This is a genomic window from Citrobacter sp. CK189, assembly GCF_030333505.1.
GTDB classification, from domain to species: domain Bacteria; phylum Pseudomonadota; class Gammaproteobacteria; order Enterobacterales; family Enterobacteriaceae; genus Citrobacter_B; species Citrobacter_B koseri.
In genome coordinates this window covers 344,877-369,547 of sequence record NZ_JAOWFV010000038.1, presented here as the reverse complement: position 1 = coordinate 369,547, position 24,671 = coordinate 344,877, and the positions used below count along the sequence as shown (strand labels likewise).

The 24,671-nt window shown below is 54.8% G+C and carries 21 protein-coding genes; 4 read left to right on the top strand and 17 right to left on the bottom strand.

Translation table 11 applies throughout. The annotated features are described in order from the left end of the window. Positions 1-50 precede the first annotated feature (50 nt). From ccmB to napF, 9 genes are read right to left on the bottom strand one after another with little or no spacing between them, the layout of a single operon-like run. Positions 51-710, bottom strand: coding sequence for a heme exporter protein CcmB (gene ccmB / locus OGV83_RS11670; protein ID WP_012131555.1), 660 nt, complete (start codon positions 708-710; stop codon positions 51-53). Then, positions 707-1,333: a cytochrome c biogenesis heme-transporting ATPase CcmA gene (ccmA, locus tag OGV83_RS11665; protein WP_101724221.1), complete on the bottom strand. Its 627-nt coding sequence runs from the start codon at positions 1,331-1,333 to the stop codon at positions 707-709. Before ccmA ends, ccmB begins: the two co-directional genes overlap by 4 nt. Before the next feature lie 6 nt (positions 1,334-1,339). Further along, a complete protein-coding gene (gene napC, locus OGV83_RS11660; protein WP_012131552.1) occupies positions 1,340-1,942 on the bottom strand; it encodes a cytochrome c-type protein NapC in 603 nt (200 codons plus the stop codon). Between the two features lie 9 nt (positions 1,943-1,951). Further along, positions 1,952-2,401: a nitrate reductase cytochrome c-type subunit gene (gene napB / locus OGV83_RS11655; protein WP_047462429.1), complete on the bottom strand. Its 450-nt coding sequence runs from the start codon at positions 2,399-2,401 to the stop codon at positions 1,952-1,954. Further along, positions 2,398-3,261: a quinol dehydrogenase ferredoxin subunit NapH gene (gene napH, locus OGV83_RS11650; RefSeq protein WP_047462425.1), complete on the bottom strand. Its 864-nt coding sequence runs from the start codon at positions 3,259-3,261 to the stop codon at positions 2,398-2,400. The genes napB and napH overlap by 4 nt, the downstream gene beginning before the upstream one ends. Next, entirely contained in the window at positions 3,248-3,943 is a 696-nt protein-coding gene (napG, locus tag OGV83_RS11645; protein ID WP_024130165.1) for a ferredoxin-type protein NapG, read from the bottom strand. Before napG ends, napH begins: the two co-directional genes overlap by 14 nt. Positions 3,944-3,949: 6 nt before the next feature. Next, on the bottom strand, positions 3,950-6,436 hold the full coding sequence (gene napA, locus OGV83_RS11640; RefSeq protein WP_012131548.1) for a nitrate reductase catalytic subunit NapA: 2,487 nt from the start codon (positions 6,434-6,436) through the stop codon (positions 3,950-3,952). Beyond that, positions 6,433-6,699: a chaperone NapD gene (gene napD, locus OGV83_RS11635; RefSeq protein ID WP_012131547.1), complete on the bottom strand. Its 267-nt coding sequence runs from the start codon at positions 6,697-6,699 to the stop codon at positions 6,433-6,435. Before napD ends, napA begins: the two co-directional genes overlap by 4 nt. Beyond that, positions 6,686-7,180 carry a ferredoxin-type protein NapF gene (napF, locus tag OGV83_RS11630; protein WP_024130164.1) on the bottom strand — a complete coding sequence of 165 codons (495 nt, stop codon included), beginning with the start codon at positions 7,178-7,180 and terminating at the stop codon, positions 6,686-6,688. The genes napD and napF overlap by 14 nt, the downstream gene beginning before the upstream one ends. Before the next feature lie 77 nt (positions 7,181-7,257). Here napF and yojO point away from each other — a divergent pair, with 77 nt between their 5' ends. Both yojO and eco read left to right on the top strand, forming a co-directional pair. Further along, positions 7,258-7,425 carry a protein YojO gene (yojO, locus tag OGV83_RS21630; protein ID WP_502873447.1) on the top strand — a complete coding sequence of 56 codons (168 nt, stop codon included), beginning with the start codon at positions 7,258-7,260 and terminating at the stop codon, positions 7,423-7,425. A 165-nt stretch (positions 7,426-7,590) separates the two neighbouring features. After that, positions 7,591-8,088: a serine protease inhibitor ecotin gene (gene eco, locus OGV83_RS11625; protein WP_049008542.1), complete on the top strand. Its 498-nt coding sequence runs from the start codon at positions 7,591-7,593 to the stop codon at positions 8,086-8,088. A gap of 101 nt (positions 8,089-8,189) precedes the next feature. Here eco and mqo read toward each other — a convergent pair whose 3' ends face one another. From mqo to OGV83_RS11590, 7 genes are all read right to left on the bottom strand, one after another. Further along, complete coding sequence (gene mqo, locus OGV83_RS11620) at positions 8,190-9,851, bottom strand: malate dehydrogenase (quinone) (protein WP_047462418.1); 1,662 nt, start codon at positions 9,849-9,851, stop codon at positions 8,190-8,192. Positions 9,852-10,095: 244 nt separating this feature from the next. After that, complete coding sequence (gene mgtE / locus OGV83_RS11615) at positions 10,096-11,532, bottom strand: magnesium transporter (RefSeq protein WP_047462415.1); 1,437 nt, start codon at positions 11,530-11,532, stop codon at positions 10,096-10,098. A gap of 179 nt (positions 11,533-11,711) precedes the next feature. Then, a complete protein-coding gene (locus OGV83_RS11610) occupies positions 11,712-13,355 on the bottom strand; it encodes a multidrug ABC transporter permease/ATP-binding protein (RefSeq protein ID WP_286463626.1) in 1,644 nt (547 codons plus the stop codon). Positions 13,356-13,430: 75 nt separating this feature from the next. Next, entirely contained in the window at positions 13,431-14,081 is a 651-nt protein-coding gene (gene alkB / locus OGV83_RS11605; protein ID WP_198447597.1) for a DNA oxidative demethylase AlkB, read from the bottom strand. Then, positions 14,081-15,145: a bifunctional DNA-binding transcriptional regulator/O6-methylguanine-DNA methyltransferase Ada gene (ada, locus tag OGV83_RS11600; RefSeq protein WP_286463624.1), complete on the bottom strand. Its 1,065-nt coding sequence runs from the start codon at positions 15,143-15,145 to the stop codon at positions 14,081-14,083. The genes alkB and ada overlap by 1 nt, the downstream gene beginning before the upstream one ends. Positions 15,146-15,224: 79 nt before the next feature. Beyond that, positions 15,225-16,280 (bottom strand): FAD:protein FMN transferase ApbE, encoded by a 1,056-nt coding sequence (apbE, locus tag OGV83_RS11595; protein WP_286463621.1) that lies wholly within the window; start codon positions 16,278-16,280, stop codon positions 15,225-15,227. Positions 16,281-16,395: 115 nt separating this feature from the next. After that, on the bottom strand, positions 16,396-17,523 hold the full coding sequence (locus OGV83_RS11590) for a porin OmpC (RefSeq protein WP_012131537.1): 1,128 nt from the start codon (positions 17,521-17,523) through the stop codon (positions 16,396-16,398). A gap of 739 nt (positions 17,524-18,262) precedes the next feature. Between OGV83_RS11590 and rcsD the strand changes: the two genes are divergently transcribed. After that, positions 18,263-20,932, top strand: coding sequence for a phosphotransferase RcsD (gene rcsD / locus OGV83_RS11585; RefSeq protein WP_071260253.1), 2,670 nt, complete (start codon positions 18,263-18,265; stop codon positions 20,930-20,932). A gap of 16 nt (positions 20,933-20,948) precedes the next feature. Continuing rightward, positions 20,949-21,599 (top strand): response regulator transcription factor RcsB, encoded by a 651-nt coding sequence (rcsB, locus tag OGV83_RS11580; protein ID WP_001061917.1) that lies wholly within the window; start codon positions 20,949-20,951, stop codon positions 21,597-21,599. A 93-nt stretch (positions 21,600-21,692) separates the two neighbouring features. On the opposite strand, the gene rcsC is transcribed toward rcsB, so the two are convergent. Then, positions 21,693-24,539: a two-component system sensor histidine kinase RcsC gene (gene rcsC, locus OGV83_RS11575; protein WP_199971635.1), complete on the bottom strand. Its 2,847-nt coding sequence runs from the start codon at positions 24,537-24,539 to the stop codon at positions 21,693-21,695. Positions 24,540-24,671 lie beyond the last annotated feature (132 nt).

The window sequence follows — 24,671 nt, the reverse complement described above, 5'->3', positions numbered from 1 at the left end:
AGCGTAACGTCATCCGGCATCCTACAGTTTGTCGCCAGTCAAAGACCGCGCTACTGCATGCTGATACGTAACGCTGCCGCCGTAGCAAAAGGGCTTAACGTTGCGCTGCCCGCCAGCAACGCGCCCAAAATCGCCATGTATCCCTCAACGGGCAAATGCATGGAGGCCGCATCCATCGCCGCAGTGGCGAAAATCAGTAACGGAATGGTCAGCGGCAGCACCAGCACGCTCAGCAATACGCCGCCGCGCTTCAGGCCCACCGTTAACCCCACGCCCGGCGCGCCAAGAAAACTCAGGGTCGGCGTGCCAAGCAGCAGAGTCAGCGCCATGATTTGCCAGCCGTACATATCCATTCCCAGCAATAACGCCACCAGCGGAGAGAGGATCAGCAGCGGCAGACCGGTCACCACCCAGTGCGCCATCACTTTCGCCAGCACCACCGCCGGTAACGGCAGCGGCAGGAGCATCAGTTGCTCCAGGCTGCCGTCCTGTAAGTCATCGCGAAACAGACGCTCCAGCGCCAGCAGCGAGGAGAGCAACGCCGCCACCCAGATAATGCCGGGAACAATGCGCGCCAGCAGCTGCGGCTCCGGGCCAATGCTCAGTGGGAAAAGCGTGATAACAATCAGAAAAAACCACAACGGGTTAGCGATTTCCGCGCTATGACGAAACGCCACGCGCAGCTCAAGACGAAAGATTTGCCACATCATTGCGCTACCCTCTCGCCGGTCAGCGCGATGCGCCGTATTTTGTCAGTCGCGACATTCAGCGGCTGGTGTGTGGTGAGGATGACGATCCCGCCCTGCTGTGTATGTTCAGCCATGCGCTGCGTCAGGCGCTCAACGCCATTGACATCAATGGCGGTAAACGGCTCGTCGAGGATCCAGAGCGTCGCGCGGGTCAGCCACAGACGCGCCAGCGCCACGCGCCGTTGCTGTCCAGCGGAAAGCTGGTTGACGGGGATGTCTTCGTATCCGGCCAGCCCCGCCTGCGCCAGCGCGGCCAGACACTGCGCCGTATCGCCGTCATGGTGGAAAAAGCGCAGGTTCTCCAACGCCGAAAGCCGGGTTTTAATCCCCGGCTGATGTCCAATCCACAACAGATTTTGATGGTAGCTGTCGCGCACGCGGTGCAACGCCTGCTCTTGCCAGCACACTTCCCCTGCGTCGGGGCGCGCCAGCCCGGTGAGCAACCGCAAAAGGGTGGTTTTCCCCGCGCCGTTGCCCCCGGTAATTTGTACCCATTCCCCTGCGTTCACGCGAAACGACAGCCCACTGAACAGTATTCTGTCATCCCGCTCGCAGAGCAGTTCTCTGGCTTCAAGCATACCCACTCATTATTAAAAGCCCGGTTTCACTTCGCGCATATCCGGGAGTTTATGCGCAATCCCTTTGTGGCAGTCGATACAGGTTTGCCCCTCTTTCACTGCCTGGTCGTGCATTTTGGCGGCAACGCCTTTCTGAGCGGTGAGATCCATAAATTCGAAGTTGTGGCAGTTACGGCACTCCCGCGAATTGGTGTCTTTCATCCGTCGCCACTCGCTCTGCGCCATTGTCAGGCGGTGATCTTCAAACTTCTGCGGAGTATCGATAATGCCGAACACCTTCCCGTACAGCTCTTTACTGGCCTTGATCTTACGGATCATTTTCGGGCCCCACTCGTGCGGAACGTGACAGTCAGGACAGGTGGCGCGAACACCGCTGCGGTTGTTGTAGTGCACGGTTTCCATGTATTCCTGATAGACGGTGTTGCGCATTTCGTGGCAGCTGATACAGAACTCTTCGGTGTTGGCCTTTTCCATCCCGGTGTTGAAACCGCCCCAGAAAATAATGCCGCCAACAAAACCGATTAACAGCAACGTGCCGATCGCCAGGCGGCTGGGGCGACGCCACCATTGCCAGACCCGCTTAATCACGCCAGGTTTACGGTTAGAATTTTCCATAGTGACCTCTTATTTCCCGTAACCTTTCGACGGGGTAAAGGTATTACCCACGATCGGCGCGGCATCCGCCTGCGGCACATGGCACTGCAAACAGAAGTAACGACGCGGCGCGACTTCGCCTAAGACTTTGCCGTCGCTGTCCATAAAGTGCGTTGGGCTAATACGCGGCGCGCCGGTCGTACGGTAGCTTTCCACACCATGACATTGCAGGCAGCGGTTGGTATTGGTCGTTACCTGATAACCTTCAACGCTATGCGGGATCATCGGCGGCTGATTAACATAGTTCAGCGGCATACGTTCCTGCTCTTTCGGCATGCGAATCGCCCCTTCCTGCGTCCCCGAAACTTCCGGCGACTGGCTCAGATCCACTCCGTTTGCTGCCCAAACCGCACCACTCACCGCCAGGGCAAGCAGGGCCGTCCATTGACACAGCGCTTTCTTCAGGTCATGGCTTTTCATGATTTCGCTCCCGAACTCCATCGTGTTGTTATTGTAAATACGTCCTCAGAACAGACATCCACGCAGCGACCGCACGTCATGCAATCGCGGCTGGTGACCTGCACCGGGCTTTGCTCATCCAGCACCGGCGCACGCAGGACGTGCGGTTCCGGGCAAACATGAAAACAATCCATACAGCGGTTACATTTCTCGCGATCTTTCGCCGCCACCGTTAGCGCGCCTTTACTTCCCAGCACGCCATACAACGCGCCCAAAGGGCAGATATGTCCGCACCAGCCGTGTTCAACGACCAGTAAATCAAATAAAAACAGAGCGATAATCAGCAGTGCGCCGCTACCGAATCCCATCACCAGGCTACGCCCCAGCAGGGAAACCGGGTTTATCCATTCCCACAGTAGCGTTCCGGTTAGCGCCGATCCCACCAGCACGACAACCAGAAGGACGTACCGTATATGACGCGGAATCGTTGCGGACTGATTCAGGTCAAACCTTCTGCGTAGCCAGTTCGCAAAATCGGTAATTGGGTTCAGCGGACAGACCCAACTGCAAAATAATCGCTTTCCTGCCAGGGCATACAGCACCGTAATAATGGCGGCGCCGGTCAGCGCAACGGCGGCAGGTAAATGCCCGCTGGCAAGGCTTTGCAACGTTATCAGCGGGTCGGTTAAAGGAATGGTATCCAGCAACAAGCTACTGCTGTAGTTACCGTGCAGAATCCAGACGCCCGCCCACGGGCCACTGAGAAACATTCCCAGCACCAGAAACTGACTTATCCGCCGCAAAACCAGCCAGCGATGGCTGCGCCACCAGCCTTTTTTCGCTCGCGCTTCGCGCCCGGCATCGCGTTTACGATTTGCCATCTTTCCCCTCCAGCCAGCCGAAGCGGTAGTGGTGCCCCAACTCCCCTTTCGCCAGCGACAGCGGCAACACTTTTATCGCCGGTTGTTCCAGCACACAGACTTTTTCGCACTTACCGCAGCCGGTGCAGGCGTCGCTGTGAACGGTGGGAAGAAAGCGCGCATGTTTGCCGGTGCGCATATTGCGATCCAGCTCCAGCGTGATCGCCTCATCGATTTTTGGGCACTCGCGATAACAAACGTCGCAGCGCAGTCCCTGAAAGTTAAGGCAGTTCTCCTGATCCAGCAGTACCGCCAGCCCCATGCGCGCATCGTCAATGGATTCGATCTCTCGATCCAACGCCCCACTGGGGCAAACTTTGGCGCATGGAATGTCTTCACACATTTCGCAGGGAATATCGCGGGCGACAAAGTAAGGCGTACCGGCAGACAAACCCGAAGCCAGCGTCGCCAGCTTCAGGGTGTCATACGGACACGCCTGAACGCACTGCCCGCAGCGCACGCAGGCGCTGGCGAACGCGTCTTCACTCAATGCCCCCGGTGGGCGCAACCGCACGCCCGTTGCGCGAGCGGTTTGCTGCTGTAACCCCAGCGCCACGCCAACGGCAGCCAGCCCGCCTGCCGTGCGAACCATATCGCGCAAAAAGCGGCGGCGGCCATTTTGGGGTTTCGCTGACCGGGACATGGTGTGTTACACCTTCGCCAGTTTGACGGCGCACTTCTTGAAATCCGTCTCTTTAGAGAGCGGGTCCGTCGCATCCAGCGTCAGGTTGTTCACCAGCTGTGCGGCGTCGAAGAACGGCATGTACACCAGTCCCTGCGGCGGACGGTTACGCCCGCGCGTTTCGACAACCGAAATCACTTCCCCACGGCGGGAGATGACTTTGACCTTATCGCCACGGCGCAGGTCACGCGTTTTCGCGTCCAGCGGATGAATAAAGAGCACCGCTTCCGGGAAGGCGCGATGCAGCTCAGGCACGCGGCGCGTCATGCTGCCGGTGTGCCAGTGCTCCAGTACGCGACCGGTAGAGAGCCACAGGTCATACTCTTTATCCGGCGCTTCCGCGGCGGGTTCAAACGGCAGGGCGAAAATCACCGCTTTGCCGTCCGGCTTACCGTAAAACTTGTAGCCTTCTCCCGCTTTGACATACGGGTCATGGCCTTCGCTGTAACGCCACTGGGTCTCTTTACCATCAACCACCGGCCAGCGCAGACCGCGCGCTTTGTGATAATCATCGAACGGCGCGAGATCGTGGCCGTGTCCGCGACCAAACCAGGCGTACTCTTCAAACAGCCCTTTTTGCAGGTAGAAACCCAGCTCACGGGATTCATCGTTCAGCTGGTCTTCCGCCAGATCGGTCAGAGGGAATTTGCTGACCGCAGGCGTGGCAAACAGAACGTCGTAGAGGGTTTTGCCGCGCAGTTCTGGTTTTTGCGCCAGCAGATCTTCCGGCCAGACCTCTTCCGTTTTGAAACGACGAGCGAACTGCACCAGCTGCCACAGGTCTGATTTCGCTTCACCCGGCGCTTTAATTTGTTGACGCCAGAACTGGGTACGACGCTCAGCGTTACCGTAGGCCCCTTCTTTCTCCACCCACATCGCCGTTGGCAGAATCAGGTCAGCGGCCAGCGCGCTGACGGTCGGGTACGGATCGGAGACGATGACGAAGTTACGCGGATCGCGCCAGCCCGGCATACGCTCTTCATTGATGTTCGGCCCGGCCTGCATGTTGTTGTTGCACATCACCCAGTAGACGTTCAGCTTGCCGTCTTTCAGCGCACGATCCTGCGCTACGGCGTGCAGACCGATTTTCGCCGGGATGGTGCCCGTTGGGATCTGCCAGTGTTTTTCGCAGATATCACGGTGTTTTTCATTAGTGACCACCATGTCCGCAGGCAGACGATGGGAGAATGTCCCAACTTCACGCGCCGTACCACAGGCGGAAGGCTGACCGGTCAGGGAGAACGGACCACAGCCTGGCTGGGAGATCTTGCCGGTCAACAGGTGCAGGTTATACACCAGGTTGTTGGCCCATACGCCACGCGTATGCTGGTTAAAGCCCATCGTCCAGTAGGAGATCACTTTTTTCTTCGGATCGGCATACAGCTGCGCCAGCTGCTCCAGCTGATCTTTCGGCACGCCGGTCATTTCTGCGGTTTTCTCCAGCGTGTACTCCGCGACAAACGCTTTGTACTCGTCGAAGCTCATCGGCTCAGAGGCGTCGGAGCCCGGATTCTTCGCCGCTTTTTCCAGCGGATGCGTTGGACGCAGACCATAACCGATGTCGGTCGTCCCTTTACGCAGGTTGACGTATTTGCTGAAGAAATCCTGATTTATCGCATTGTTTTGAATGATGTAATTGGCGATATAGTTGAGGATCACCAGATCGCTTTGCGGCGTAAAGACGATGCCGTTATCCGCCAGCTCAAAGCTACGATGCTGGAAGGTTGAGAGAACCGCGACATTAACGTTCGGATCGGACAGACGGCGGTTGGTGATGCGCGACCACAGGATCGGGTGCATCTCCGCCATGTTAGAGCCCCATAGCACAAAGGCGTCGGCTTGTTCGATATCGTCGTAGCACCCCATCGGCTCATCCATACCAAAAGTACGCATGAAGCCCACCACCGCCGACGCCATGCAGTGGCGCGCGTTCGGGTCGATATTGTTGGAACGGAAACCGGCTTTGAACAGCTTCGCGGCGGCATAACCTTCCCAGACCGTCCACTGCCCGGAACCAAACATACCAATCGCTTCCGGCCCTTTTTCTTTCAGGGAGGCCTTAAATTTCTCTTCCATCACATCGAAGGCCTGATCCCAACTGATTGGGGTAAATTCGCCTTCTTTGTTGTACTGGCCGTCTTTCATGCGCAGCATCGGCTGCGTTAAACGATCTTTGCCATACATGATCTTGGGCAGGAAGTAGCCCTTAATGCAGTTAAGGCCACGGTTGACCGGCGCATCAGGATCGCCCTGACAGGCCACAATACGGCCCTGCTGAGTACCGACCAGCACGCCGCAACCCGTTCCGCAAAAACGGCACGGGGCTTTGTCCCATTTGATGGCTTCCTGCTGACCAACCACTGCGCGGGCGACGCCCGGCACGCTTAGCCCGGCAGCCGCCGCAGCGGCCGCAACGGCGTTAGCTTTCATAAAGCTACGACGACTGAGTTTCATGGTGTTTCCTCACCTTGCTCATCCTGCTGGTGATAAACCAGCGACACCGCCAGCACGCCCGCAACGTTGCGTACCGACTCAATTGTTTGCATCAGCGTTCCGCTGTGTTCTGCTTCCACCACCACGATCAACTGACCGCTGTCGACATCGCTCAGCGCGACTTCACAGCCCGGAAACTGGTGCAATTGCGTGCTGATGTCGGTGATGTGCTGACTTTTGGCCTGGACGACCAGGCTACAGACCTGCCAGTTACTGTGCTGCATGGTTGTACTCCGCATTGATCGCTGATGTCGGGCAAATGGCGACACACGCCCCGCATCCGCTGCATGCCTGATTGTCGAGTTGCGGCTGATAAATGCCTGACAGCGTGGGGCGAAACGTTATCGCCAGTGGTTCGCAGCTATCCTGGCAGCGATGACACTCAACGGACTGATACGCCAGACAATTCTGCCCAATCGTAAAGTTCAGATCCCAGGCCCTGGTGTGGCGCGGAAGGAAGAGTGATTCAGGACAGGCTTGCGCGCAGGCATAACAAAAGCTGCATTCACCCTGCTTAAAATTAACGCCCGGATAGCCGCCCTGCCCCCGCTGTAAAATGTCGGTTTCACATGCCTGAATGCAGGCGTCGCAACGGATGCAGTGCGTCAGGAAGTGTGATTCGTCCCCAGACCAGGGCGGACGGAGCCCGCTGTTGGCTTTGCGCCAACTGCCTGTCAGTATTCCTCGACGGGATAGATCAACCATGACATCGCCCTTCCATCACGACGCTCACACCGGAAGGTGAACGACTAAATAAACCGCACTACCACTAAGTCATTATTATGATCGGTAAGATATTTCAGGATGTGTTAGAGGTGCATACCCCGATTGGGGTAAATGCTGTCGCCGGATCAAAAGAGTGTGGGGTTAGCGTATCTGAATGTGCTTTTGTTCACATTTCAAAGGGTTATATCAATAAGTATATAACGAAAGACTTAATTGGAGAATAATCCTATTTAACATGTAAGAAATGGAATATATCGCTATCAAACAAGTAAACACTCAATTAACCATCTTAAAATATAAGTAAATTTAGATTAATAGCCAATATGAATGTGTTAACCTGCCGGGAATCGTTCAGAAGACAGAAGAAAGGAAACGCTGTGAACTCGAAAATGAAGACAATTGTACCTGCCGTACTGTTAGCGGCTTTCGCCAGTACCTCCGCATGGGCGGCGACCAGCGATGCCAGTACGCAACCTCTGGAAAAAATCGCGCCGTATCCGAAAGCGGAAAAAGGGATGAAGCGCCAGGTTATCCAGCTTACTCCCCAGGAAGATGAGTCTACCCTGAAAGTGGAACTGCTGATCGGCCAGACGCTGGAAGTGGATTGCAACCATCACCGTCCTGGCGGCGAACTGGCGAGCAAAACGCTGGAAGGCTGGGGTTACGACTACTACGTCTTTGATAAAGTAACCTCCCCGGTTTCTACCATGATGGCCTGCCCGGATGGCAAGAAAGAGCAGAAGTTTGTGACGGCCTATCTGGGCGATGCCGGAATGGTGCGTTATAACAGCAAGCTGCCGATCGTGGTGTACACCCCGGCTAACGTGGAGGTGAAATACCGTATCTGGAAAGCGGAAGATAAAGTACAGGACGCAGTGACGCGTTAAGGAACGTTTTGCCGGATGGCGGCGTACCGCCTATCTGGCCTACATAATGCTCGTTGTAGGCCGGATAAGTGCAGCGCCATCCGGAATGCCGCAATACGTTTTTACAGCGCGATATCCGCGACAGCTTTATGCGCCGGCTGCGGTTGAGCCTGCGGCTTAAGCTGCGGTTTTGGCGCTTCGTCCACCACCTGCGGCTTGTCATATTTCAGCCCCAGAACGTCGCTGGTGTATTGCAGCTCTTGTTCCGTGGCCTCAATATTGCCGTTCAGCTTAGTCCCGTAAGACGGAACAATCGTTTTCAGCTTCGCCTGCCATTCCGGGCTGGCCACTTTCTCTTTAAACACTTTTTCCATCAGATGCAGCATGATCGGCGCAGCAGTGGATGCCCCCGGAGACGCGCCCAGCAGCGCGGCAATCGTACCGTCTTTGTCGCTGACCACTTCAGTGCCCAGACGCAGTACGCCGCCCTTGTCTTCATCACGCTTGATGATCTGCACGCGCTGGCCCGCCTGCCACAAACGCCAGTCTTCTTTCTTCGCCTGCGGATAGTACTCTTTCAGCGCTTCAAAGCGTTCATCATCGCTCAGCATCACCTGGCTAATCAGGTATTTCACCAGATCGAAGTTATCCATCCCTACGTTAACCATCGGCATAAAGTTAGAGGTCGTGGTCGAACTCAGCAGATCCCACAGCGAACCGTTTTTCAGGAACTTCGTAGAGAACGTCGCGAACGGCCCAAACAGCACGACGCGTTTGCCATCCAGGATACGGGTATCGATGTGCGGTACGGACATCGGCGGTGCGCCGACCGACGCCTGGCCGTATACTTTCGCCAGGTGGTTGTTAACCACATCCGGGTTCTCTGAAACCAGGAACTGGCCGCCAACCGGGAATCCCGCGTAATCTTTCGCTTCAGGAATGCCCGTCTCCTGCAACAGCTTCAGCGCCGCGCCACCCGCGCCGATAAAGACAAATTTAGCCTTAATCGCATGTTCCGCTTCACCGTTTTTCAGATCGGCGACGGTCACGGTCCAGGAGTTATCCGCGTTACGTTTAAATCCACGGACTTCGGTACTCAGTTGCAGCGCAAAGTTCGGTTTTTTCTGCAACGATGCCACCAGCTGACGCGTGATTTCCCCGTAGTTCACGTCAGTACCGATTTCAGTGCGGGTCGCGGCAACCTTCTGTTTCGGGTCGCGACCTTCCATGACCAGCGGCGCCCACTCTTTAATTTGCGCATGATCTTCGGAGTAACGCATACCGCGGAACAGCGTGCTCTGCTGCAACGCGGTATAGCGGGCGCGCAGGAAATTGACGTTATCATCGCCCCAGACAAAGCTCATGTGCGGAACGGTATTGATAAACGAGTGTGGTTCGTGCAGAACGCCGCTCTGTACCTGATGCGCCCAGAACTGGCGGGAAACCTGGAAGGCTTCGTTAATGTCGACTGCCTTTTCGATGCTGACGGAACCGTCGGCTTTTTTCGGCGTGTAGTTCAGTTCCATCAGCGCGGAGTGGCCTGTTCCGGCGTTGTTCCAGCCGTTGGAACTCTCCTGTGCAACCCCATCCAGTCGCTCAACCATGGTCATTGACCACTCCGGTTCCAGCTCCTGCAAATAGGTTCCCAACGTGGCGCTCATGATGCCGCCGCCAATCAACAGTACATCCGTTTCCTGCTCTTCGGTCGCTTTCGCTTTTGCCGCCATCGAGACAGCATTCAGCCCCACAGCCATGGTGAAGAGCATGGCAGTCACTTTTTTCATAATGTTAATGCCTTACTTTTAGTATCGTTTTTTTTGCTTTTTGCAGGTGAAAATCGAGCGGCATCAACGTTAACACTTCAGGTAAAAGATTTAAATATTGTTTATAAATTATATTAAGATTTTAAAAACGTTAGTAATACGTTGAATATTTATGAGGTTATTGACAATTAACGGGGCAACAGCATTTCCGCATCGCTAATCGCCATGCTTTTGCTGCTACGGATGATCAGGCGTAATCAGGCGGTTAAAGCAGAAATACCGTCGCCAGCCCCAGAAAAATAAAGAAACCGCCGGTATCGGTAATGGCGGTAATCATCACGCTTGAGCCGACCGCCGGGTCGCGCCCGAGCTTTACCATCGTCATCGGGATGATCACGCCCATCAGCGCCGCCACCAGTAAATTCAGCACCATCGCCAGCGTCATAACGCCGCCAAGGGCGATATCGTCGTAGAGCCACCAGGTCACGCCGCCCATGATGCCGCCCCAGACAAGGCCGTTGACCAGCGCCACGCCCATTTCACGCAAAATGAGAAAGGTCAGGTTGCCGGGCTGAATATTTTGCAGCGCCAGCGCGCGAACAATCATGGTAATGGTTTGATTCCCGGTATTACCGCCAATCCCGGCGACAATCGGCATGAGAGAAGCCAGCGCCACCAGTTGCGAGATCGTGTGTTCAAAGCCGTCGATCACCCGGGAGGCGATAAACGCCGTGCACAGGTTTATCGCCAGCCATGCCCAACGGGTTTTTACCGCTTTGGCGACGGGCGCAAAGACATCTTCTTCGGCGCTCAGGCCCCCCATGCGACGCAGATCGGTGTCGGTTTCTTCGTAGACCACATCAACGATCTCATCGATGGTCAGGCGTCCCATCAGTTTGCCGGAAGGATCGATCACGGCGGCGCTGACCAGGTTGTCACGTTCAAAGGTGCGCGCCGCATTCTCAGAGATATCTTCCGGGGCAAAGGTCAGCGGATCGTCATCCATCACGTCGCTGACTTTACGCTGCACGTCACTGAGCAGAATACGCGTCAGAGACAGCTCGCCGACCAGTATTTTATTCCGGTTCGTTACAAAGAGTTTGTCGGTGTTTTCCGGCATTTTTCCCAGACGGCGTAAATAGCGCTGCACCACCTCCAGCGTCACGTCCGGGCGCACGGTGATGACCTCGAACTCCATGATCGCCCCGACGCGATTCTTCTCGTAGTGCATAACCTGACGGACGCGGGCGCGCTCCTCCGGCGGCAGCGTCGCCAGCAGTCGCCCGGTGAGGTTACGCGGCAGGTGCTGAACGAGATAAATCTGTTCGTCAATGTCGAGGTATTGCAGCGCATCCAACAGCGCGCGGTCGGTCATTTCATCAATCAGGTCATCCCAGACGTTTTCGGACGCTTCCAGCAGCACTTTGCCGCGTTTTTCATTCTCGACCAGCCGCCATAAGGCATGACGTTCTTCGGAAGGCAGCGCTTCAAGGGTATCCGCCAGGTCCGGCGGCGGCAGGTGAGCCACCAGCGCCCCTACCTCAGCAATATCGTCGGCCAGCGTACCGACATCATATTGCTCAGCCAGGGTGAGCTTGCCTGACAGGGCGGAAATAATCGCTTTATCGGTGGTGAGCAGCCAGATAAGACGCGCACGCTCTTCATCGCGCAGTCTGGCGCTGTTTTTGGTCATTGCGGACATTAATTATAAATCCATGAAATGAGATGCCATTAAGCATGGCGCGAGGTTATGTAAATAACAATAAACGGCGCCGCGAGTGGATAAAAAATCAGCATCATGCAGGGAATGGCAGGCCCGATAAGCGTCGCGCCATCGGGCAACCAGGCCGGATGCGGCTACGCCTTATCCGGCCTACAGGATCAGGCGGTACGCGCAACCGCATCGCGGGAGGCGGCGTCGCGTTCATCGCCGACCAGTTCACTCAACTGTCCGTTACGCATCTCCAGCAGGCGATCGGCGTGAATAAAGTAATGATCGTCATGACTGATCGCAAAGATGGTTTTGCCCATCTCCTGCATCAGCGGCAGCAGCACCTGATAAAATTCACGGCGGAAATGCGGGTCCTGATCGGCGGCCCATTCATCCAGCAGAATGATGTCACGCTCCTCCGCCAGCGCCAGCAGCAACGCCACGCGCTTTTTCTGCCCTTTCGACAGCTTCAGGTTCAGAATCCGGCCATCGCGCAGCTCCAGCTTGTGCGCCATTTTCAGTTGCTCAAGCCACTTTTCCACCAGTTCCGCTCTGGCCGGTTTGCCTTCCGGCCCCAGCAGTTGATCAAACAGCCAGACATCGGTAAACACGGCAGAAAAGAGTTTCCGGTAATCCTCAGGACGCTCTGCGGAAAGCGTTTTGCCATCCAGTAAAATTTCGCCTGACTGAGGCTGGTACAGCCCCGTCAGCAGCATCGCCAGCGTCGATTTCCCGCTGCCATTGCCGCCAATCAGAAACAGCAGTTCCCCGCGCTGGATGGTCAGGTTGATCGGCCCTACTGAAAACGCATTATCCTGATAATGGAAAACGACATTGCGTAACTCCAGCGTTTTCCAGTCAGGAAAGGCGTCAGGACGAGGAAATTCCGCTTTAAACGGCGCCAGTGAAAATTTATTCAGCTTGTTGAAAGCCACCTGCGCGGTGAGCAGCGTCGGCAACGCGCCAACCGCAGAGAGCAGCGGCGTGCGCAGGAACAGCAGCGTCAGCGAATAGATCGCCGCCACGTTGGTATCCGCCCAGCCCAGGCTGTTCGCCATCCAGAACACCAGACCAATCGCGCCCAGCATCATAATGTTTGACCAGTTAACGGCGCTCAGGTGGAACGTATCGGCGCGAATAATATGGTGGCGATACTCTTTCGCATCCGGGATATACGAATGGTTAAAGATATGTTCCGCGCGCTCACGGTTCAGGGTCAGCTCTTTGCGCCCTTCCAGCACCGTCTGAAAATCCTGATACAGCTTATCTTCCGTTTCGCGCAGCGTCGCCATGTGCTTATACACGCGCGCCACCAGCACAAACCCGCCCCAGATGGTAATTGCCATCCAGACTGCCGTCACCAGCAGCATTTTGGTGGATAACATCGCCAGATACGCGGCGGAACCCACCGTCAGGATGATCCCCTGTACCAGCTCCGGCAGGCGTACGAACGCGATCGTGATGTTGCGGATATCACTGGTTAACCCTGCCAGCAGCGAGGCGCTGCCCAGTTGTTCGATGCGCTCAACCTGCGTGTCCAGAATACGTTTGATAAATTCGCTGCGCAGGCGATAGACAAAATGGTGCCCTAACGCGGTTAAGGCCAGTTGGGAGCCCAGCGTCACCGCCATCAGTAAAAGCAGCAGCGCGAGAAATTCCGGCAGCACCATCAGCGTGGTATCCACCGTTTCGATGAGGCGCTGATTGATAAAGGCAATCAGACCAATCCCCAGCGCAGCGCTGGCGAGGCTGAGCGCCATCACGCTGATAAATGGCCAGCGATACTGCCGCCAGACAAGAAGAAGTAGTTCCATTCATACAACCCGGGCAAGGAATAACAGCCCGCAGTTTAAACATCTCAACGCCGACAGCAATAATAATTCTTATTTTTATTCTTTTTTACCCGCCTGGCGAAACGTCAGGTTGTAACGACAGTCCGCCGTCAGCGGATGAAAGCCCGCTTTAAGCGGTTGTATACCGTGGTAAAACAGTCGCGATTCACCGCCCCAGACCACCACATCGCCGTGCTCCAGCAAAAGGCGTTTTAACGGATCGTTACGACGCAGGCCGCCAAACTGAAAAATGGCCGGAAGGCCCAAAGAAACCGACACAATCGGCGCGCGCAGATCCGGTTCGTCTTTATCCTGATGCAACGACAACTTTGAGCCGGGCGCATAGCGATTGATAAGACAGGCATCCGGCTGAAAATCAGCATAGCCCGCCGCGATCGCCGCGCGATGGCACAGGCTGGTAAAGACCTCAGGCAGCGGCGGCCAACGCCGCCCGGTTAACGGATCGACGGGAGAATAGAGATATCCATGTTGATCCGTCGTCCAGCCGAGCTGACCGCAATTTGTCATCGCCACCGACATGGTATAGCCGCCGGGCGTTACCATCTGGCGAAATGGCGACTGCGCGGCGACCGCCGTGATAGCCTCAATCAGCGATGGCGCCTCGCGAAAGGCGAAACGGCGCAAGATAACCGCGCCGGACGCCAGCGGCTCTTGCCAGGGTTCAGCATCCGCAAATAAGTCCAGCATCATTTATCCTCATGTCGCGCCTCTCGTTGCAGAAGCTGCGCCTTGCGCGCCACGCCCCAACGATAACCCGATAGCGCGCCGTCGCCGCGCACCACCCGATGGCACGGGATCACAATCGCCAGTTTATTTGCCCCGCAGGCGCTGGCAACGGCACGAACCGCCTTCGGCTTGCCGATTGCGCTGGCGATCTGCTGATAGCTGACGGTTTCCCCACAGGGAATCGCGCGCAGCGCCTGCCAGACCTGCTGCTGGAACGCGGTGCCCTGAATATCTAACGGCAGTGACAGCGGCATATCGCGTGCATTAATACTGGCGATAACCTGGCGCACGCGCTGCTGGAAAGAGCGATCAGCGGGTTCATCCTGCGCGGCGGGAAACAGTTCATGCAGGCTGGCGATAAGCCCGGCATCATCATCGCCCAGCAAAATCGCGCAGATTCCCCGCTCGCTCTCCGCAACCAGACAGCGTCCCAGCGCACAATCCGCGAGGGCATAGCGAACGGGGAGATTATCGCCGCCCTTACGAAACTGCTTCGCCGTCATGCCGAGCGTCTCATCCGCTTTGCGATAGTAACTGCCGCTGTCGGGAAAACCGGCGTTCAGGATCGCCTGCGTTACCGTCTCTCCTTTCGCCAGCGCATCGCGCAGACGGCGGGCGCGCCAGGATTGCTGCCAGGCTTTTGGCGTCATTCCCGTCGTGGCTTTGAACAACCGGTGCAGATGAAATGGGCTCATTGCCACCTGCTGCGCCAGGGCGTCCAGCGTGATGGGGGCATCCTGTTCCAGTAAACGACAGGCGTGCGTGATTTTATCCAGTTGATGCTGTCGGGCGTTGTCTTTGTCTGGCTGGCAGCGTTTGCAGGGGCGGAATCCTGCGGCCAGCGCCTGCTCCGCACTGGCAAAGAAACGAACGTTTTGCCGCAACGCGTGTTTTGCCCGACAGGACGGTCGGCAAAAGATGCCGGTGGTCTGTACCGCAAAAACAAACTGACCATCGGCGTCAGGATCGCGATCCAGCACCGACTGCCAGCGGGCATCGTCATTTATGCGTGAGAGATTTTTCATCATGGACTCCTTCATTAAGCATAGTGCTTAGTCTCAGTGTGTCCGTAAGTCAGCGCACGAAAACCCGAAATCTTGCTTTTTAATTTTTATCACTCACGAGGAAGCTTTTGAACTGCGGCGACATCCAGGTTTTAAAACCCTCGCCCTCTTTCATGATCATGTACACCGCCAGCCCTTCCCGGCGCACCACCTCTTTAGCCTTTTCCGTGCCGAGCACCATCAACCCGGTATCCCAGCCGTCCGCTTCCAGCGCCGTCGGGGCGATAACCGTCACGGAGACCAGATTGTGTTCTATGGGACGCCCGGTCTGCGGATCAATAACGTGAGACAGGCGCTTCCCGTCCAGTTCGTAATAGTTACGGTAGCTGCCGGAGGTACTGATGCCATGCCCGTTAATATCGACAATCGCCTGTACCGCGTTTTCTTGATCGGTCGGTTTTTGGATCGCCACACGCCAGGGTTGCCCCTGCGCATTCATGCCGCGACTGTTCAGGGCGCCGCCGACGGAGACCAGATAGCGGGCAATGCCTTCCTGTTCCATCAAGCGCGCCAGATGATCGGCCGCATACCCTTCCCCCACTGTTGAGAGATCGACGAACAGATCCGGCAGATCTTTTTGCAGATATTGCTGTCGCGCCTGATTGATGACCCGCAGATGTTGCAGCCCGGTCTTTGCTTTTGCGCTGTCAATCTGCGGCTGTGTGGGAACATGTAGCGGCTGTTGCTCCGGGCCGAACCCCCACAGATTCACCAGCGGCCCCACGGTGATATCCATCGCGCCGTCGGTTTTAGCGCCAATGCGCAGCGCCGAGGTAATGATATCGGCCATTGCTTCGCTAACCGGCCAGGGAGAAAGACTCTGCGAATGGTTGAAGCGCATCAGCGCCGAGTCATTTTTGTACGTGGACAACAGCTGATCGTCGGCATCAAGCTGCGTCTGAATTCTGTTACGTAATTCCTCAGCACGGCTGCCGTCCACATCCACCACGCTGACTCGCCAGAAGGTGCCCATCGTTTTCCCTTCCAGTACGGTTGCAGCAGGTGACGCTGTATCAGCCGGTTTTGGGGCATCATCGCACCCCACAAAAAAGATCGTCGTGGCCAGCAGCGCTGCCCGACAAAAGGTCATTTCCATACGTGATTATCCTCATGCGAACGCGCGCAAGAGTACACCAAAAATCGCTATTTGTACGCCGTAAAAAACGCATTAAAAAAGGGCCCGCAGGCCCTTTAGTTGACATTGTCCGCAATCAGAACTGGTAAACCAGGCCCAGAGCAACGATGTCATCAGTGCTGATACCCGCGTTACGGGTAAAGGTGTTGTCATCCAGCAGGTTGATTTTGTAATCAACGTAGGTAGACATGTTTTTGTTGAAGTAGTAGGTCGCGCCAACATCAACGTATTTCAGGATATCCTGATCGCCGTAGTTGGTGGTGCCGTTGGAGATGTCCTTACCTTTAGATTGCAGGTAAGCCACGGACGGACGCAGACCGAAGTCGAACTGGTACTGTGCAACCACTTCGAAGTTTTGCGCTTTATCAGCGAAGCCATAAGAGTCGCTACGGCTGTTCTGGGAAGAACCAAAGCGGGTTGCGTTGTAAGTCTGAGAGTACTGCGCTGCCAGGTAAACGTTGTTAGCGTCGTATTTCAGACCACCGGTATAAACGGTCGCACGATCGCCGCTGCCGTATACGCCAGCCGAATTCTGGTCAGCAGTACGTTTGGAAGAGGTGATTGCACCACCAACGCTGAAGCCTTCGCCGATATCATAGGTCAGAGATCCGCCGAAGCCGTCGCCGTTCTGTTTCAGCAGGCTACGACCATCCGCAACGTCGTTTTCACCGCTGGCGCTGCCGTTTTTACCCTGATACTGCAACGCAAAATTCAGACCTTCAACCAGACCGAAGAAGTCAGTATTACGGTAGGTTGCCAGGCCGTTAGCACGCTGCTGCATGAAGTTATCAGCACCGTAGGTGTCGCCGCCGAATTCCGGCAGAACGTCGGTCCAGGCCGTTACATCGTAGATTACGCCGTAGTTACGACCGTAGTCGAAGGAACCTGCATCGCCAAATTTCACACCAGCAAACGCCACACGGGTCCAGGAGTTGTTAGTGGTTTCAGCGTCGTTACCCTGAATCTGATATTCCCACTGACCGTAGCCGGTGATTTGATCGTTAACCTGGGTTTCGCCTTTGAAGCCGAGACGCATATAGGTCTGATCGCCGTCGTTGCCATCGTCATCAGAGAAATAGTGCAGACCGTCGACTTTACCGAACAGGTCCAATTTGTTGCCGTCTTTGTTATAAACTTCAGCCGCATTTGCTGCGCCTGCTACCAGCAGAGCCGGTACCAGGAGGGACAGTACTTTAACTTTCATGTTATTAACCCTCTGTTATATGCCTTTATTTGCTTTTTTATTGCCACTGCATACTGATTAACCCTCTTAACCAGTCGGCAATTTCATTCTCCGCAAAAATGCAGAATAATCCAACACGGATATGATACTAAAATCTTTAAAATGTTTCATTTATCGCCATAGGTGTTTCAAATTATTAATGGCATGGAACTTTTTTAAAAGCAAAAAATGGGACAAATAAGCACGAATCATCAAAACATATTTATTTTTCATTATAATTCAATGCATTATATTCATGAAAATCATAGCACTGAATGATAAAACAAAATCTTCACTCGCAACTAAAATAGTCAGCGCTATCATCATTAACTTTATTTATTACCGTCATTCATTTCTGAATGTCTGTTTACCCCTATTTCAACCGGATGCCTCGCATTCGGTTTTTTTTACCCTTCTTTACACAACTTTTATCTTCTTGTGCTACCGGATTTAAATAATCACAACGGTTTACTACCCCCCTCGTGATAATCACCAGTCATGCCAACAAATAATTTCTTGTTATTTAGTGCTAAATTTTATTTCATTGTGTTTATATTTATACATCTGCGCCAACGCTGTACACGTTTTGCTTAGGGAAACGCCTTCGCGGCTCGGGCGGAAAAATGCAGCGTGTCTGATGAGCGAGAGTATGGAAATTCACACAGTACCCTTTATACTGCCCTTTCCTCTTTAGCGTTGTTTTAACAGGTCATAAACACGAATGAGTCAGTCTGATACAACGGTTTCTACCCGATTCTCCCTTCTGCCGGGAAGCATTACCCGTTTCTTCTTATTACTGATCATTGTGTTACTTGTAACGATGGGCGTGATGGTGCAAAGCGCGGTCAACGCCTGGCTGAAAGACAAGAGCTATCAGATTGTCGATATCACCCATGCTATTCATAAGCGCGTAGACACCTGGCGCTACGTGACCTGGCAAATCTATGACAACATTGCCGCAACGGCTAGCCCATCCACGAGCGAGGGCTTGCAGGAAACGCGTCTGAAACAAGACGTCTACTACCTTGAAAAACCGCGCCGTAAGACCGAAGCGCTTATCTTTGGCTCGCATGACAGTTCAACGCTGGAAATGACCCAGCGGATTTCCACCTATCTCGATACGCTGTGGGGCGCGGAGAACGTGCCCTGGTCGATGTATTATCTGAACGGGCAGGACAACAGCCTGATTCTCATCTCCACCCTGCCGCTCAAGGATCTCTCCTCCGGCTTTAAAGAGTCCGCGATTGGCAATATTGTCGATTCCCGTCGGGCGGAGATGCTGCAACAGGCGAATGCGCTGGATGAACGCGAAAGCTTCTCTTCGTTACGTCGTCTGGCGTGGCAAAACGGCCATTACTTTACGCTGCGCACTACTTTTAATCAGCCGGGGCATCTGGCGACGGTTGTGGCGTTCGATTTGCCGATCAACGACCTGATCCCGCCGGGAATGCCGCTGGACAGCTTCCGCCTGGAACCCGACTCCTCAACCACGACGGTACGTAATACGGAGAAAGAGTCTCCAGACAGCGTCAGCATCAGCTTCAACAGCGCCAAAATTGAGATTTCTTCCGCGCTGAACTCAACCGATATGCGGCTGGTCTGGCAGGTTCCTTTCGGCACGCTATTGCTTGATACGCTGCAAAATATCCTGCTGCCGTTACTGTTGAATATCGGCCTGCTTGCGCTGGCGCTGTTTGGCTACACCACCTTCCGCCACCAGCCTGGCCGTTCAACGGAAGTGGCGACAAGCAATACCGCAAATAATGAACTGCGTATTCTGCGCGCGATTAATGAAGAGATCGTCTCCCTGCTGCCGCTGGGGCTGCTGGTGCATGACCAGGAGGCCAATCGCACCGTCATCAGCAATAAAATCGCCGACCATTTGCTGCCGCATTTAAATCTGCAAAACATCACCAGCATGGCGGAGCAGCATCAGGGCATCATTCAGGCGACGATCAATAACGAGCTGTATGAAATTCGCCTGTTCCGCAGCCAGGTCGCCCCTCGCACGCAGATCTTTATTATTCGCGATCAGGACCGGGAAGTGCTGGTGAACAAGAAGCTCAGGCAGGCGCAGCGTCTGTATGAGAAAAACCAGCAGGGCCGCGCCGCGTTTATGCAAAATATTGGCAATGCCCTGAAAGAACCCGTGCGGATACTGGCGATCAACGCCGCTGCCGCAGACACGCCGGAAAGCCAGAAGCTGGCGAACCAGGCGGATGTTCTGGTGCGTATGATAGATGAAATTCAGTTGGCGAATATTCTGGAGAATGATACCTGGAAAAGCGAGCCGACGCTGTTCTCCATTCAGGATCTGATTGACGAAGTGGTGCCGGACGTTCTGCCTGCGATTAAGCGTAAAGGTCTGCAACTGCTGATCAAAAACCACCTTAGCGCCAACGATGAACGCCGTGGCGACCGTGACGCCCTGCGCCGCATTCTGCTGTTGCTGATCCAGTACGCGGTCACGACCACGCAGATTGGGAAAATCACGCTGGAAGTCGATCAGGATGAGTCGGCTGAAGAACGCCTGACCTTCCGCATTCTGGATACCGGTGAAGGCGTGACGCTCAATGAGATCGACAATCTCCATTTCCCGTATATCAATGAAACGCAAAGCGACCGCTACGGGAAAGCGAATCCGTTAACCTTCTGGTTGTGCGATCAGCTGGCGCGTAAGCTCGGCGGGCATCTGAATATTAAAGCACGCGATGCGCTGGGGACGCGCTATACCGTACATGTTAAAATGACCCCGCATGACCAGCATGTAAATGATGAAGAGCGCTTGCTGGATGACGTTTGCGTAATGGTTGACGTCACCTCTAATGACGTGCGCAATATTGTGTTGCGTCAGCTGGAAAACTGGGGAGCCACCTGCATCACGCCGGATGATCGGCAAATAAGTCAAGAATATGATCTCTTTTTAACTGATAATCCGTCTAATCTTACTGCCTCCGGCTTGCTTTTAAGCGATGATGAGTCAGGCGTGCGGAAAATGGGTCCTGGCCAACTGCGCGTCAACTTTAATATGAGCAACGCTATGCAGGAAGCTGTACTACAACTGATAGAAGAGCAACTGGCGCAGGAAGAGATTCCAGAGTCGCCCCTCGGCGGAGATGAAAACGCCGAACTTCATGCCAGCGGTTATTACGCGCTCTTTGTAGACACAGTACCGGATGATGTTAAGAGGTTGTATACTGAGGCAGCGACCAGTGACTTCGCTGCGCTGGCGCAGACAGCCCACCGCCTGAAAGGCGTGTTTGCTATGCTTAATCTGGTACCCGGCAAGCAGTTATGTGAAACGCTGGAACATCTTATTCGTGAGAAAGATGCTCCAGGTATAGAAAAATACATCAGCGACATTGACAGCTACGTCAAGAGCTTGCTGTAGCAAGGTAGCCCAATACATGAACAATATGAACGTAATTATTGCCGATGACCATCCGATTGTACTGTTCGGTATTCGCAAATCACTTGAACAAATCGAGTGGGTGAATGTTGTCGGCGAGTTTGAAGATTCCACAGCACTGATCAACAACCTGCCTAAATTAGATGCGCATGTGTTGATTACTGACCTCTCCATGCCGGGAGATAAATACGGTGACGGGATTACCCTCATCAAATACATTAAACGTCATTTCCCGAGCCTGTCGATCATCGTTCTGACGATGAACAACAACCCGGCAATTCTGAGCGCGGTGCTGGATCTCGACATTGAGGGGATTGTGCTGAAACAAGGCGCGCCGACTGACTTGCCTAAAGCGCTGGCCGCGCTGCAAAAGGGCAAGAAGTTTACCCCGGAAAGCGTCTCCCGCCTGCTGGAGAAAATCAGCGCGGGCGGTTATGGCGACAAACGTCTGTCCCCGAAAGAGAGTGAAGTCCTGCGTCTGTTCGCAGAAGGTTTCCTGGTGACGGAAATTGCCAAGAAACTGAACCGCAGCATTAAGACCATCAGTAGCCAGAAAAAATCGGCGATGATGAAGCTGGGCGTCGAAAACGATATCGCGCTGCTGAATTACCTCTCTTCCGTCACGCTGAGCCCGGCGGACAAAGACTGATCAAACGTCAGGTGCCTGATGGCGTTGCGCTTATCAGGCCGACGTTGATGACCGCAGTAGGCCGGAGAAGGCGAAACCGCCATCCGGCCTTTTTTATGCCCGCGTCTTTCTCACTCGCTCCGCATACACCGCCAGCGTCTGCTTAAGCACATCTAACGTCACCGGCTTGGACAGGCAGCTATCCATACCAGACTCCAGACAACGCTGTTTCTCTTCCGCCAGCGCGTTAGCCGTGACGCCGACCACCGGCAACGTCAACCCCAGTTGGCGAATGCGCTGCGTCAGACGGTAGCCGTCCATATTCGGCATGTTGACGTCGCTCAGCACGATATCAATATGGTTTTTACTCAGCACGTTCAACGCATCGACGCCGTCATTCGCGGTCTTGCATTGATACCCCAGCGATCCCAACTGATCGGCCAGCAAACGACGGTTGATCGGATGATCGTCCACCACGAGGATCATCATGTCGTCATTCGTCGCGTCGGTTTTATCCGGCGCAGGCAGCGCCGTTGCAAGCGCGTCGTTATCAAGCTCAATACTGTAAATCCGCGCCAGCAGCGCAGGCAATTCATGCGGCGACGCCACGCTGTGTACCCACTCGCCCGGCGCTCTTTCCTGCGGAATACCAATATGGCGGCGACTGAAAACAACCGCCGCACGCCCCTGCCATGCCAGCTCCAGCACATCGTCCGTAATAAGAATATCTTCCGGCGCCGGTTTTTGCCCTTCGTAACGAAGCACATCGACACCGCTTCGCGCCAGGCTGGACTCAATAAAATGACACAGCGACGCGTTGCGTACCGCCAGCCAGCAACGCGTTTGAGCCAGCCCTTCGACGCCTTTTTTCTGCGGGTACTGCGCACCATAAAGTGGAATGCGTAACGTAAACTGGCTGCCCATCCCGGGCTCTGAATCGACGGAGATATCCCCATCCATCATGCTGATCAGTTTTTCACAAATCGCCAGCCCCAGGCCGGTTCCCTGGAAATTACGCTGCACGCCGGTTCCCACCTGGAAGAAAGGATCGAACAAACGCACAACCTCTTTCGCCGGAATCCCCACGCCGGTATCGCGTACCTGAATACTGAGATAATCGCCATCACACTGCACATGCAGCACAATACAACCGGTATCGGTAAATTTGATGGCGTTACTCAGCAGGTTAGAAATCACCTGTTGCAGACGCATCGGGTCGCCGTTCAGCGCAACCGGTACATCCGGTTCAATAAAGCAGTACAGGCCAAGCTGTTTTCTCACCACCAGCGGTAAATAGTTGGCCGTAATATGGTTCATCACCTCACGCGGCGAGAACTCACGCGGTTCAATCTTCAACTGCTCGGATTCGATTTTTGAGAAGTCGAGAATATCGCTGATGATTTTCAGCAGCAGGCTGGAGGAGTTGTTCATCGCCGTAACCAGCCTGTCGACCCCTTTCGGCAGCGCTTTGGTTTGCAGCAGATCGAGGTTACCGATAATCCCGTACAGCGGCGTGCGCAGCTCGTGGCTCACGGTCGCAAGGAACATTGATTTGGACTGGCTCGCCTGCTCCGCCGCCTGCGCCATCTCCTGCAACGACTCTTCCATTTTGACGCGCGCGCTCACATCCACCAGCACGCAAATCGCCACGTTTTCATTACGATAGCGCGAATGGACAAAGCTGATTTGCAGATTGGTATTGTTGCTGGTCAACACATCGACGAAGTTAACCTGCTGACCACAGATAATTTGCGTCAGCCTTTGCCGGTCCTCATGGGTGAGCATATTGAGGTAGGTATGCGCCAGTTCATTACTGAGAATATTGACCCCGTCAATGGTGCGCAGGATGCAGATCCCCACCGGCGCGGAAGCGACGATTTTCCGGTTAAACTGCTCATGCTCTTCCAGCCGCTGAGCGTCGCTTTCCGCCGGAATAAAGATACGCCGTTCATACATGCGCGCCAGCGTGAACAAGGCGGCGCCCACCAGCACATTCAGCAGAATGGCATTCAAAATCAGCATTCGAATATGCTCCAGCACCTGATCGACCGGTACGGAGTAGACAATGCTGAGCGACGATGGCGGCAGGCTTTTCTTCAGAACCAGCTCACGGAACCCTGGCGTGTAACCAAACCAGGAGCGCTCCTGCATCCAGCGTGGTTCCGGCCTGATGTTGCTTTCCGGCCCGGTCAGCGAAATCAGCGGATGACCATTTTCATCGAGGATCGTCACCCCCATAGGCAAACTTCCCGGCGTGAAAAAGTTCTCCATCCGAATGGACTGCTCGACGCCCAGCAGCGCCTGCAAGCGGTTGGCCAGATAAACCGGCGTCAGGGCATAAAAATAGCCGATGCCGGGGCGCGGCCCCTGGCTAATCCAGAAAAGGTTATTCCCGCTCTCTTCCTGCGGGGCATTGCGGTACTTAACAATGCGCTCATGCAGCGTTTTCAGCGCATTATCACGTTCGACCGGCATATCGCGCAGGCCGAAATTCGCCATACAGAGATTGTCGCTGCCAATCAGGAAAACACGATTCAGATCGTAGGCCGCAGAAAAATTGTCGCGCCAGTAGCGCATAAACCAGGCCAGCGACTCCAGCGACCCGCGCCAGGCATTCCCCATCGCCGCACAGTCGGAGTCGGCAAACAGCGGCTCAAAATTGGGCACCACGGTTTTATCGTCGCGCGCCCGGCTGGACATCACGCCGTTTTCCGCCGTTAAGCGATTCTCGGCAATGTATTTGAGTTCTTTCATTACGTCAGACGTGCGCTGAATATAGCGCTGCGCCTGGTCGGAACTGAGATTGAATTCCTGACGGATTTCAGACTCTCTCTGATGCAGCGCATTGACGATGTAAAACACCGAAGCAAAAGCGATCAGCAGCCAGATCAGTAACGCCAACGCTCTGAACAGGTAGCGCGAAACTTTCAGGGTTGTACGAAAGGAAGCAAGGTATTTCAAAGGGGCGAAGCTCCGCCTCAGGCGATAAATAGAGTGTGGTTAAGGTAGCGGTAAATGCCCGGCGTCGCAATGCCCTCTCTTTGCGGGAATATGATATACCGCTGAGAAACCTGCGCCTCAACCCCCGATAAT